Raw genomic sequence first — 11,972 nt, 5'->3', positions numbered from 1 at the left:
CGGAGGGCACAGCGTTCCGGCCCGGCTCATCCGCCGGCACTCACCTGCTCTCGAGACGGACGTGCAGTTCGCGCTCCTGGTCGCCGGAGACCTTGCTCAGGTCGCTCACCCGGAACAGGTCGTCCAGCGTGGTGCGGAACCGGTCGATCGCCCAGTAGCCGCCGTGCACGTCGGCGTCGACCGAGGAGGACAGCCGCGCGGGACGTGCCTCTCCCTCGTGCGCGTCGGCCACGTCGAACGTGCCGAGCCAGACCGTGGGCCGGGTCTCGTGCAGTTCCTCGGGCACGTCGTCGGCGCACCGGTCCGACGAGAAGCAGGCGCACAGGGTGTCGAAGACGATCCGGGCGTCGTCCTTGCTGCATCCGCTGATCTCGACCGACACGGATTCCGGGTGCGTGGGCTCGCTGACCATCGTGATCGCTCCTCTCGGGGTCGCACCGCCGTCCCCCGCCCTCCCTCAGCAAAGCACCGCACGACGGAACGCACTACCCGCGCACCCCCCCGCGCGCTCCTTTCACGGTGACGCGGACGCGGTCAACGGCCAGGATGGGGGGAGAGCAGGAACGGGACGACAGGAGCGGCGGAAAATCGCCCTCGCGCGCGGTACAACAAAGGGACGGCGGCGCGGCGACGGCGTGCCGCGGACTCGGTGAAGGCGGGGCGTGGGATGAGCGCAGCGAGGTCACTCCCGGCCGGCGGGGACGGCCCGGCGCGTCCCAGCGGGCTGCTCGACGTCCTGCGCGTGGCCTCGATCGTCCTGGACGCCGAGGGCCGGATCGTGCTGTGGAGTCCCCAGGCGGAGGAGCTGTTCGGCTACACCGCCCAGGAGGCGCTGGGCCGGTACGCCGCCCGGATCATGGTGCACGAGGAGCACCTCGACCTGGTGAGGGAGCTGTTCACCGAGGTCATGCGCACCGGGCGGAGCTGGGCGGGGGCCTTCCCGATCCGGCGCAAGGACGGCGGGACCCGGCTCGTGGAGTTCCGCAACATGCGGCTGCTGGACGACCAGGGGCAGGTGTACGCCCTCGGTCTCGCGGTCGACCAGTCGACGGTGCGGCGGCTGGAGCAGGACGTGGCGCTGTCCACCCGGATCGTCGCCCAGTCCCCCATCGGCCTCGCCGTCCTCGACGCGGATCTGCGGTACGTGTCGGTGAACCCCGCGCTGGAGCAGATGAACGGCCTGTCGGCCGACGAGCACCTGGGCCGCACGATGCGGGAGGTACTGCCGCTGGTGGACGCGGCGGACATCGAGGAGGCGGCCCGGGAGGTGCTGCGGACCGGGCGTCCGGTGGTGGACCGGTCGATGACCGGCCGCCCCCCGGCCGACCCGGACGCCGACCACGCCTGGACGGTGTCCCTGTACCGGCTGGAGAACACCCTCGGCACGGTGCTGGGCGTGGCCGTGTCCGTCGTGGACATCACCGACCAGTACCGGGCGAACGCCGAGGCGGAGACGGCCCGCCGCCGGATCGCGCTGATCGCCGACGCCTCCGCGCGGATCGGCACCACGCTGGACCTGTACCGCACGTCCGGCGAGCTGGCCGACGTGGCCGTCCCCGAACTGGCCGACGCGGCCGCGGTGGACCTGCTCGACGCGGTCGTACGGGGACGGCGCACCGCCCTCGGCCCGGCCGAGCCGGCGCTGATGCGGGCGCTGGCGGTGCGCTGGGTCGACGCGTCCGACGCGGCGCCGGCCGCCGACCCGCCGGGCGAGGTGATCCGGTACGCGCCGGACCGGCTGATCACCGAGTGCGTGCGTACGGGGCTGCCGGTGATGGTGCCGCAGGCCAAGGACGAGGATCTGCTGCGGATCGCCCGCTCCCCCGAGGCCGCCGAGATACTCGCCCGGGCGGGCGTCCACTCGTACCTGGCCGTGCCGCTGATCGCGCGCGGCGAGGTGCTGGGCGCGATCGACCTGATCCGGACGCGCAACCCCCGGCCCTTCGACGAGGACGACCTGCTGCTCGCCCGGGAGCTGGCCTCGCGGGCGGCCGTGCAGATCGACAACGCGCGCTGGTACCAGAACGCCCGCGACACCGCGCTCACGCTCCAGCGCAGCCTGCTGCCCAGCCATCCGTCCGTGACGGGCGGACTGGAGGTCGCCTCCCGCTACCAGCCGGCGGGCGCCACCAGCGAGGTCGGCGGCGACTGGTTCGACGTCATCCCGCTGGACTACGACCGTACGGCGCTCGTCGTCGGCGACGTGATGGGCAGCGGCATCCCGGCCGCCGCCACGATGGGCCGGCTGCGGACCGCCACCCACACGCTGGCGTCGCTGGGGCTCGACCCGGCGGTGCTGCTGGAACACCTGAACCGCATCACCGTCGAACTCGACGAGGCCATCGCCACCTGCGTCTACGCCGTCCACGACCCGCGTGCGCGGCGCTGCGTCATCGCCAACGCCGGTCACCTCCCCCCGGCCCGCATCCGCGCCGGAGGAACGCCCGAGCTGCTGGACCTGCCGACGGGGGTGCCGCTGGGCGTGGGCGGGGTCGCCTTCGCCACGACCGAGATCGACCTGGAGCCGGGCGACCGCCTGGTCTTCTACACCGACGGCCTGGTGGAGACCCGCCGCGACCCCCTGGACGCCCGCCTGGACCGCCTCCTCGCCCTCCTCGACACCCCGTCCCACTCCCTGGACGACGTCTGCGAACTCCTCCTCCGCACGCTGCACGAGCCGGACAACTTCGACGACGTCGCGCTGCTGATCGCCCGGGTGACGGCACCCGGGGACTGAGAACGCGGGGTGCGACTCGACGCGCCCCGCGGGGGTCACCCACGACCCACGACGGGGTCCCGGGGCGCCCTGTCAGGAGCCCCGGGACCCACTCCGGTCACGGGCATCGATTCACGTCCCGGGTGTTGACCCACGAACCGGCGCGCCCGGCACCGACCGTCAGGAACTCGGTGCAATGCGCACGCCGACCTCCTGGCCGCCCGAGGCCGCGCCGCGGGCGCCCCTTGACGTGAGGCGGCGCCGCGCTGTTCGACGGGTCTGTGCCGGGGTCGGCGACCCGGCGTGCCGGCGCGTGCCCGTCCTCACGGCCGTCTGCCGATCACCACCCGGGCCGGGCGTTCCTCGCAGACCGCGAGGCGGGCTTCGAGGCGCGACTCGGTGAAGGCGGACAGGGCATCCGGCGCCTGGTGCGGGCTCGTCTCGATCAGGAGGTGGCCGCCCGGGGCCAGCCACGCCGGGGCTTCCGCGGCGACGCGGCGGAGGATGTCGAGGCCGTCGGCCCCGCCGTCGAGGGCGACGCGGGGCTCGTGGTCGCGGGCCTCCGCCGGGAGCAGCGCGATCTCGTCGCTCGGAACGTACGGGACGTTGGCGGCGAGGATGTCCACCCGGCCTCGCAGCCGCGCGGGCAGCGCGTCGAAGAGGTCGCCCTGGTGGACGTGGCCGCCGAGGGACGCGACATTGCGGTGGGCGCAGCGCACCGCGGCCGGGTCGATGTCGGCGGCGTGCAGGTCCGCCACGGCCAGCGCGGCCGTCAGCGCCGCGCCGACCGCGCCCGAGCCGCAGCACAGGTCCACCACGACGGAGGCGTCCGGCGCGAGGGCGAGCGCCTGCTCGACGAGGAACTCGGTGCGCCGGCGGGGCACGAACACGCCCGGTTCGACGTAGATCCGCCGACCGCCGAACTCGGCCCAGCCGACGACGAGTTCGAGGGGCAGTCCGGCGGCGCGGCGGGCGACCATGCCGTCGAGGGCGCCGGGGTCGCCGTCCGCCGCGGCGAGGATCATGTCGGCCTCGTCCTCGGCGAAGACGCAGCCCGCCGCGCGCAGCGTGGCCGCGATCGTGTCACGGGAAGGGAGGGAACGGTGGGGCAAGAGCCTGGCCTTTCGGGGTCCGAAGGGCGCTCTCGGGGTCACCCGATGTGGGTGGACCGTGTCGCTCCGAGGTGAGAGCACCCGACCTGACAAGCGGTAATGGGTCTCACCTCCTTGGCCGACGGCCGGGCAGGTCCGCGGCCGGACGGCAACCTTACCCGACGATCACGCCACCACTGAGGCGCCCTGCAGGGGCGCGGGGACTCACGGCAGCGTTGCCGTCGAGCGGCGGCTGCGGGCCGTGGCGGGCTGAGCGCGCAGTTTCCCCGCGCCCCTTGAGGGGCGCATCCGCCCCGGCCGCCTGCGGGCAGTCCGTGGCCGGGGGCGCTGCCCACCCAGCCTGCGGGCAGTCGTGCCGCTGGGGCGGCACGGGTGGGCGCAGGCGGCACCTCCGCAGCGCGCCCCCCGCTTGGACCCGCGCCCCTGGCGGCAACCCGGCTGCCGGGACACGCCGTCCGCCGCCTGCGGGCAGTCCGTGGCTGATCGCGCAGTTCCCCGCGCCCTCGAGGGGCACACCCGCCCCGCCGCCTGCGGGCAGTCGTGCCGCTGGGGCGGCACGGGTGGGCGCAGGCGGCACCCCCGCGGCGCGGCACTGTAGTCACGGCGACCAGCCCCGCCGCCTGCGGAGACAGTCGGTGAGCAGACGCGCCGTCCGGGGCGGGGATGCGCCCCCGGCACGCGCAGGGCCCCGGAGTCAGTGCACAGCACCACACCGCCCCACACCGCGTGCCCCGCGCCCACCCCGTACCGTGGACCACGGAAAACACCGCACCACCCGCAACGGAACCCCCGATCACGTGAACATCACCCGAGGCTTCACCGGCCGCCCCCGCGTGCACAACCCCGGGCTGCCGCCCGGTCAGTACGACGCGCGGGACGAGTGGCCCGTCCTGTCCGCCGAGGTCACCCCCGACCTGGCGCCCGAGGACTGGACCTTCCGGATCGACGGCCTGGTGGCCGAGCCCCGCACCTGGGACTGGGACCAGGCCCACACGCTGCCCGCCGACGCGTACGAGGGCGACATCCACTGCGTGACGGGCTGGTCCAAGTTCGGCGTGCGGTTCGGGGGCGTCTCGCTGGACGCCTTCCTGGACCAGGTCCGGCCCCTGCCGTCGGCCACGCACGTGGTGGCGTACGCGCACACCGGGTACACCACGAACCTCCCCCTCGCCGACGTGACCGGCGGCCGCGCCTGGATCGTCTGGGAGTACGGCGGCGAGCCGCTGCCCGCCGAGCACGGCGGCCCGGCGCGGCTGATCGTGCCGCACCTGTACTTCTGGAAGAGCGCCAAGTGGATCGCCGGGCTGCGGCTGCTGGACCACGACGAGCCGGGCTTCTGGGAGGGCAACGGCTATCACGCGCGGGGCAACCCGTGGGAGGAGCAGCGGTACTCCGGTGACTGAGCAGATGACGCGGCCCATGCGGCCCACCGCGCCGGCCACACGGTTCGCCGTGCCCGGGCGTATCGGCGTGAGCGAGCAGACCGCGTCGGTGTGGCGGACGGCCACGCTGACGGAGATCCGCCGGGAGACGCCCCGCGTGTCGACCTTCCGGTTCGCGGTGCCGGGCTGGCCGGGGCATGTGCCCGGCCAGCACCTGATGGTGCGGCTGGTCGCGGAGGACGGGTACACGGCCCAGCGCCACTACTCGATCGCCTCTGCGCCGGACGACTCCGGGCACATCGAGCTGACCCTCGACCATGTGCGGGACGGCGAGGTCTCCGGCTGGTTCCACACGGTGGCCCGCCCCGGCGACCGGATCGAGATGCGCGGCCCGCTCAGCGGCTTCTTCGCCTGGCCGGGCGACAGGCCCGCGCTGCTGCTGGGCGCCGGCTCGGGCGTGGTCCCGCTCATGTCGATGGTGCGCCACCACCGCGCCCGCGGCCTGACCCTCCCCCTGCGTCTGCTGGTGTCGGCGCGGAGCCCCGAGGACCTGATCTTCGCCGACGAGTACGGTCCGGAGACCGCACCGGTGTTCACCCGGAGCGCCCCGGAGGGCACGGCCGTCGGACGTATGGCCGCCGCACATGTGGCGCCGCTCCTGGCCGAGCAGCCTCCCGGTGGATGGGAGGCCTATGTGTGCGGCTCCAACTCCTTCGCCGAGCACGCCTCCCGGTTGCTGGTGGCCGCCGGTCAGCCGGTGGAGCGCATCCGCATCGAGCGCTTCGGCTGACCCTGCCTCACCGCCGTACGGGGGACCCGCGGCCCGCGTCGTTTCGCGGGCCCGCCGCGGGGGCACCCGGCCCGGACCAGTTCCGCGCGTGACGTGAGACGCGTCCCGGAGCCGCTGGGTCCGCCGCCAGTCCGGCCCGTCACCCCCGCGGCTGCGGTGGACGGCGAGGGGAGGCGAAGGATGCGAACGCGGGTGCTGTCCCGGCGGCGGCGCGGGCCGCTGTGCCGCCGGTCGGACGTCGTCGAGGCGTGGACGGCGGTGGCCGTGACCGTGCTGCTGTGCCTGACGGTGCCGCTGGCGGGTGTGCTCACCACCCGGTGGACGTACGCGGACGCGCGGGCGGCCGCCGACGAGCAGCGCGCCGACCGCCACCGGGTGCGGGCGGAGGTCCTGGAGCGCCCCTCGAAGGCACAGGCCTCGTCCGGGTCGGAGCGGCGTAACGCCACCCGGGCGACCGTCCGCTGGACGGACCCCGACGGGGGTGTCCGCACAGCCCTGGCACGGGTCCCGGCGCATGTCCGCCCCGGTGAACCGGTCCACGTCTGGCTGGACTCCCGGGGCCGCGAGGTGCTGCCGCCGGTCGACGACGCGTCGGTGTGGCAGTACGGGGTCGGCATGGGCACCCTGGCGGCCGGCAGCACGGCGGCCGTGCTGCTGCTCGCGCACCGCGCGGTGCGGCGGGCGGCGCTGCGGCGCCGGCTGGAGGAGTGGGAGCGGGACTGGGCGCGTACCGGCCCGCTGTGGACGCACCGCGGCGTCTGAGCCCTCGCGGAACCTCCCGCGGAGCAACCGCTTTCCACACCACTCACCAGTACCTTCTCCCCCGCACCCTGGCGGGCCGCCGCATGATCCACGTACCGTGTCCTCGCTTCGCACGGTCCCTTCACGAAGGCGGTCCCAGATGGCCCTGTTCGACCTGTCCCTCGACAAGCTGCGCGCGTACCGCAGCGCGTCCACGGAGCCCGAAGACTTCGACGCGTTCTGGTCCGGCACGCTCGAGGAGGCGCGCCGGTTCGACCTGGACGCGCGGTTCGAGCCGGTCGACACGGGGCTGACGACCGTCCAGGTCTTCGACGTGACGTTCGCCGGGTTCGGCGGCCATCCCGTCAAGGGCTGGCTGACCCTGCCCGCCGGCGCCGGTGAACCGCTGCCGGTGGTGGTGGAGTTCGTCGGGTACGGCGGCGGGCGCGGGCTGCCGCACGAGCACCTGCTGTGGGCGTCCACCGGCCGGGCGCACTTCGTGATGGACACCCGCGGGCAGGGCAGCGCGTGGGGCGGGGGCGGCGGCACCGAGGACCCGGTGGGGTCCGGTCCGGCGTTCCCCGGCTACATGACGCGCGGCATCGACGCACCGGAGAACTACTACTACCGCCGGGTGTTCACGGACGCGGTGCGCGCGGTGGAGGCGGCGCGGTCGCACCCGCTGACCGACGCGAGCCGGACGGTGGTCACGGGCGGCAGCCAGGGCGGCGGCATCTCGCTCGCGGTGGGCGGCCTGGTGCCGGATCTGGCGGGCGTCGCGCCCGACGTGCCGTTCCTCTGCGACTTCCCGCGCGCGACGACGCTCACCGACCGCAACCCGTACCGGGAGATCGGCAGCTTCCTCAAGACGCACCGCGGCCGCGCGGCGGACGTGCGGCGCACCCTGTCGTACTTCGACGGCGTGCACTTCGCCGCCCGCGGCACCGCGCCCGCGCTGTTCTCGGCGGCGCTGGAGGACCAGACGTGCCCGCCCTCCACGGTGTTCGCCGCCTTCAACGCCTGGGCGCACGAGGACAAGGCGATCGAGGTGTACGACTTCAACGACCACGAGGGCGGCGGCCCGTACCAGGAGGCGGCGCAGCTGCGCTGGATGCGCGACCGCGTCTGACGGACCGCGTCCGACGGGCCGCCTCCGACGGGCCGCGTCCGACAGGCCGCCCCCGACGGGCCGTATGGTTCCGGCCGAACTGCCGGGCCGGGCTTCCCTGTTGGTGTAGACCAATGCTAGATGTGGTGGCTCAACGAGCCCGCACGGCCACGGAACGTCACCCACAGGAGGGCGCGGCATGGCCCGCACCACCCCGCACCAGCATGTCCACACGCGCCGGACCCTCACCGACGGGGAGCCGCTCTACCGGAGGGTCGCCTCCGAGCTGCTCGGCGAACTGCGCACCGGCGTCGTCCCGCCCGGCGAACGGCTGCCCGGCGAGCGCCACCTGGCCGAGCACTTCGGGGTCAGCCGGGAGACCGTACGGCAGGCGCTCGAGCTGCTGCGGCGGGAGGGGCTGGTCGCCACCGACCGGCGGGGCAGTCATGCCGCGCTGCCGGGGGTGCCGGCGGAGGCCCCGGCCGCCGCCGGTTTCCCGCTCGGCGCACGGCAGGCGGGGCGGGACACGGTGGCCCGGGCCACCGTCGCCTGGGAGGTCCCGCCGCCCGGCCACGCCGAGCGTCTGGGGCTGGCGCACGGCCGACCCACGCTCGTGCACCGGTACCGGTCCGCGTCGCCCGGCGGGCGGGAGCAGCGTACGGCGGTGACATCGTTTTCCGCGGTGGCCCTCGCGGAGGTGGCGGAGCTGGCCCGCTACCGCGACCGCGCCGACGGCACCGGCGCCGCCGAGCTGCGCCGGTGCTACGACTGGATGCGCCGGGCGGGCCTGTCGCTGCACCACCGCGACACGATCACCCGCATCGAGGGCACGCCGTCGGTGCGGGTCACCCGGCAGGTGCACGACCAGCACGCCCGGCCGCTGGAGCTGACGGAGCTGGTGATGGACGCCCAGCAGGACGTGCTGGTCTACGAGTTCATGGTGCCGGCGGCGGTCTGAGAGGTCAGCGGCTCGCGCACCACGCGGGCCTGCCGGGCGGCGGCGAGCAGGCGCCGGTCCGCCGACCACACGGCGCTGTCGTCGACGGCCCAGCCGCCGCCCGCGTGGTCGGTGCGGATGCGGACCAGGCTCCAGCCGTACGCGGGGCCGTCGTCGAGGGCGTCGGTGAAGTGCACCGTCATCTCGGCGGTCGGGACCGGGCGCGGGGTGCGCCAGCGGGCGTACAGGGCGGGCGGCAGGACGTCCGCGAGCGTGGCGACGGCCGCCGCGTCCACCGGCCGGTCGTCCCGGAAGCGCACCCATGCGACGAGCACGGCCCGGGGTCCGCCGGCCAGCGGGAGATCGGCGGTGGCGGGGCGTATCTCCACCTGGCGGGCGAAGCGCGCGAGGTCGGCGGGGAGTTCGACGGGTAGGCAGTCGTCCGGCCCCGGCACCTCGGGCGCGGTGAGGCCGGCGTGCGCGGGGCCGCCGCGGCCGTGCCCGAACAGCGCGGAGCCGAGGACGACCGGCTCGCCGTCCTGGTGCCCGGTGAAGAGGCAGGTGGCGGTGCGCCGGCCGGTCGCGGGCGCGGTCCCGGAGAAGCGCAGCGGGCCGGTCCCGACCGGGGCCAGGTAGTGCGTGGTCAGCGAGCGCACCGGGCGGTCGCCCCCGGCGAACGAGTCGCGTACGGCGGTCAGCGCCGCACCGGCGACCCAGCCGCCGTGCATGCCCTCCCAGGACCACCAACGGGGGTCGATCTGCGTCGCGTCATAGGCAGTCGTCGTCACGCGAGCCACTCTAGGTGGGTGAGTTGGAAAATCCAACGGATTCCCGCGAGTGAGTTTGAAAAACAGACTCAGACCGAGTCCGTCGGCCACCCCTCCCCCTTCGCTTCTGCCTTCTCCGCCTTCTCCGCCACGAGCAGCCGCACCCGCGGGCTGCCGTCCCGTCTGCGCCCGAACTCGGGGAGGGCCCAGAACTTCACCCGGAATCCCCCACGCTCCAGTCCGCGCCACAGGTCACCGAAGCGCACGGCGCGGTAGTACATGACGAACGGCGGACGCCACACCGCGTTGCGCACCCGCATGACCGCGTCGAAGCCGAGCAGCATCGCCTGGGCCGGGGAGCCGGGCCGGGGCGGAGCGACGACCGGGAGGACGAAGCGGCCGCCGGGCCGCAGCACCTTGTGCACCTGCGCGAACAGCCCCGGCAGCTCGGACGGCAGGAAGTGCCCGAGTGCCCCGAAGCTGACCACGAGGTCGAACTCCGGCCCGAACGGCAGCGCCCGCGCGTCCGCCCGCATCCAGGACACGTCGGGCCCCTCGGGGCGCCTGCGCGCACGGGCGACCTCCAGCATCCCGGTGCTGAAGTCCACGCCGGTCACGCCGTCCCGGCACACCTGACGCAGCACGTCGACGCCCGCGCCGGTGCCGCAGCACAGGTCGAGCCCGGTGCCGTAGGGGCCGGACTCCAGCAGGGCGGCGACGGTGGCGTCCAGCACGGAGTCGGGGGTGCGGAAGGGGGTGTGGTCGAACTTCGGGGCGAGGAGGTCGTAGCCGCGCTCGACGGACGACAGCGCCTGGACGGCCAGTTCGCTCAGTCGGGGGCCTTCGGGGCTGAACATCCGCCCAGCCTAGAGCGCGGCGTCCGGGGCCGCCCCGGGACTTCGCACGCCGGGGCCGAACGCGTCCGCCGGGCCGCCGCAAGCCGGGCAGGGCATCCGAGTGCTCGCGCGCGACTCCCGGCCGGGGCAGCGCGGTGATCGGGACACCCCTTCCTACGTTTGCGATATGACTATCGGATTTGCTTCGCGGGCTGCCGTGTCGGGGTGCGCGCTCTGCGCGGCGGGCCTGCTGGCGCTCGCGCCCGCCGCGGCGACCACCGGACCCGGCGTCGATCCCGGGCCGCGGACGACGGACGCGCCCGCGTCCCTGCTGTACCGGCCCGGCACGCACGTCCGTCCGCGCGCGGGGGCGCCCGAGGTCCCGGACCTGTCCGCCCGCTCCTGGCTGATCGCCGACGCCGACACCGGCGCGGTGCTCGCTGCGCACGACGCGCACCGCAGGCTGCCGCCCGCCAGCACCCTCAAGACGCTCTTCGCGCTGACCGTGATGCCTGGCTTGCCGTCCGGCATCCGGCATCGCGTCGACCCGGAGGAGCTGGAGGGCATCGGGCCCGGGAGCAGTCTCGTCGGGGTCGCCGAGAACCGGACGTACCGCGTCTCCGACCTCTGGAACGGGGTCTTCCTCAACTCCGGCAACGACGCCGTGCACGTCCTCGCGGCCCTCAACGGCGGCTGGCGGGTCACCGCCGAGCGGATGGAGGAGAAGGCGCGGGCCCTGGGCGCCCGCGACACCCGGGTGAAGTCGCCGGACGGCTACGACGCGCCCGGTCAGGTGTCGTCGGCGTTCGACCTGGCCGTGTTCGGCCGGGCGGGGCTGCGCAGCCCCGAGTTCGCGGAGTACTGCGCGCGGGCGGAGGCGGCCTTCCCGGCCCGCGACGGCGGCAGCTATCCGATCGTCAACACCAACCGGCTGCTCACCGGGGCGGACGGGGTGGCCCCGTACCGGGGGCTGATCGGGGTGAAGAACGGCTACACCAGCCACGCGGGCAACACCCTGGTCGCCGCCGCGCGGCGTGACGGCCGGACCCTGGTGGCGACGGTCATGAACCCCCGCTCGGACGAGGGGCACGCGGTCTACGAGGAGGCGCGCGACCTCCTCGACTGGGGGTTCGAGGCGGCCGGCCGCGTCAGCCCGGTCGGCTCCCTTGACGCTCTGCGCAGCGCGCCGCCGGGCGGCCCGGAGGCGGACGCGGTGGCGGTGTCGGCGTCGGCGTCCCGCGAGGACGACTCCGACGAACGTCCGGTGTGGTGGACGATCACCGGGGCGGGGCTGCTGGGTGGGGCGGGGGTGGCGGTGTATCTGCGGCTGAGGTGGGGGCCGGTGCCGAAGGATTCCCCGCGCTCCTGAACGGCGCCCGCGCCACCCCCGCCGCCTGCGGGCAATCGTGCCGCTTGGGGCGGCACGGGTGGGCGCAGGCGGCACCTCGCAACGCCGAGTCGCGCAACGCCCCCCACGGCCACCGAAATGCCACGCACCGTTCATCGCCGGGTGCGGGTCCGTCCGTGGCCGGTCGCGCAGTTCCCCGCGCCCCTGAAGCCGCCTGCGGGCAGTCGTGCCGCTT

11 protein-coding genes are annotated in these 11,972 nt (G+C 74.9%); 7 read left to right on the top strand and 4 right to left on the bottom strand.

Translation table 11 applies throughout. The features are described 5' to 3' along the window. Positions 1 to 40 precede the first annotated feature (40 nt). Positions 41 to 412 (bottom strand): hypothetical protein, encoded by a 372-nt coding sequence (locus ACQZOG_RS27265; protein WP_033277068.1) that lies wholly within the window; start codon positions 410 to 412, stop codon positions 41 to 43. Positions 413 to 667: 255 nt separating this feature from the next. Between ACQZOG_RS27265 and ACQZOG_RS27260 the strand changes: the two genes are divergently transcribed. Beyond that, positions 668 to 2,737 carry a SpoIIE family protein phosphatase gene (locus tag ACQZOG_RS27260; RefSeq protein ID WP_033277069.1) on the top strand — a complete coding sequence of 690 codons (2,070 nt, stop codon included), beginning with the start codon at positions 668 to 670 and terminating at the stop codon, positions 2,735 to 2,737. Positions 2,738 to 3,039: 302 nt separating this feature from the next. On the opposite strand, the gene ACQZOG_RS27255 is transcribed toward ACQZOG_RS27260, so the two are convergent. Continuing rightward, a complete protein-coding gene (locus tag ACQZOG_RS27255; protein ID WP_033277070.1) occupies positions 3,040 to 3,828 on the bottom strand; it encodes a putative protein N(5)-glutamine methyltransferase in 789 nt (262 codons plus the stop codon). 797 nt (positions 3,829 to 4,625) lie between these two features. On the opposite strand from ACQZOG_RS27255, the gene ACQZOG_RS27250 reads away from it, so the two are divergent. The 5 genes from ACQZOG_RS27250 (at position 4,626) to ACQZOG_RS27230 (ending at position 8,807) form a co-directional block, all read left to right on the top strand. Beyond that, a complete protein-coding gene (locus ACQZOG_RS27250; protein ID WP_033277071.1) occupies positions 4,626 to 5,231 on the top strand; it encodes a sulfite oxidase-like oxidoreductase in 606 nt (201 codons plus the stop codon). Positions 5,232 to 5,247: 16 nt separating this feature from the next. Beyond that, the gene (locus ACQZOG_RS27245) at positions 5,248 to 6,000 is read left to right on the top strand and encodes a ferredoxin reductase (RefSeq protein WP_033277119.1); all 753 of its coding nucleotides are present in this window, start codon (positions 5,248 to 5,250) and stop codon (positions 5,998 to 6,000) included. A 180-nt stretch (positions 6,001 to 6,180) separates the two neighbouring features. Then, positions 6,181 to 6,762, top strand: a complete 582-nt coding sequence (locus ACQZOG_RS27240; RefSeq protein WP_033277072.1) for an Rv1733c family protein — start codon at positions 6,181 to 6,183, stop codon at positions 6,760 to 6,762. A 139-nt stretch (positions 6,763 to 6,901) separates the two neighbouring features. Beyond that, positions 6,902 to 7,870: an acetylxylan esterase gene (locus ACQZOG_RS27235; RefSeq protein ID WP_033277073.1), complete on the top strand. Its 969-nt coding sequence runs from the start codon at positions 6,902 to 6,904 to the stop codon at positions 7,868 to 7,870. Between the two features lie 178 nt (positions 7,871 to 8,048). After that, on the top strand, positions 8,049 to 8,807 hold the full coding sequence (locus ACQZOG_RS27230; RefSeq protein ID WP_033277074.1) for a GntR family transcriptional regulator: 759 nt from the start codon (positions 8,049 to 8,051) through the stop codon (positions 8,805 to 8,807). Here the strand turns inward: ACQZOG_RS27230 and ACQZOG_RS27225 are convergent. Together ACQZOG_RS27225 and ACQZOG_RS27220 are read right to left on the bottom strand one after the other, a co-directional pair. After that, the gene (locus tag ACQZOG_RS27225; RefSeq protein ID WP_033277075.1) at positions 8,777 to 9,574 is read right to left on the bottom strand and encodes an acyl-CoA thioesterase; all 798 of its coding nucleotides are present in this window, start codon (positions 9,572 to 9,574) and stop codon (positions 8,777 to 8,779) included. The genes ACQZOG_RS27230 and ACQZOG_RS27225 overlap by 31 nt on opposite strands. 68 nt (positions 9,575 to 9,642) lie before the next feature. Next, positions 9,643 to 10,410, bottom strand: a complete 768-nt coding sequence (locus ACQZOG_RS27220; protein ID WP_051724626.1) for a class I SAM-dependent methyltransferase — start codon at positions 10,408 to 10,410, stop codon at positions 9,643 to 9,645. Between the two features lie 166 nt (positions 10,411 to 10,576). Between ACQZOG_RS27220 and ACQZOG_RS27215 the strand changes: the two genes are divergently transcribed. After that, a complete protein-coding gene (locus ACQZOG_RS27215) occupies positions 10,577 to 11,758 on the top strand; it encodes a D-alanyl-D-alanine carboxypeptidase family protein (protein ID WP_033277076.1) in 1,182 nt (393 codons plus the stop codon). Positions 11,759 to 11,972 lie beyond the last annotated feature (214 nt).

Origin of the sequence: Streptomyces sp. P13-3-3, from assembly GCF_050571355.1 — a bacterium.
GTDB lineage: Bacteria > Actinomycetota > Actinomycetes > Streptomycetales > Streptomycetaceae > Streptomyces > Streptomyces althioticus.
Note: the sequence above shows the minus strand (reverse complement) of the source record. Positions and strands in the feature narration are given on the sequence as shown.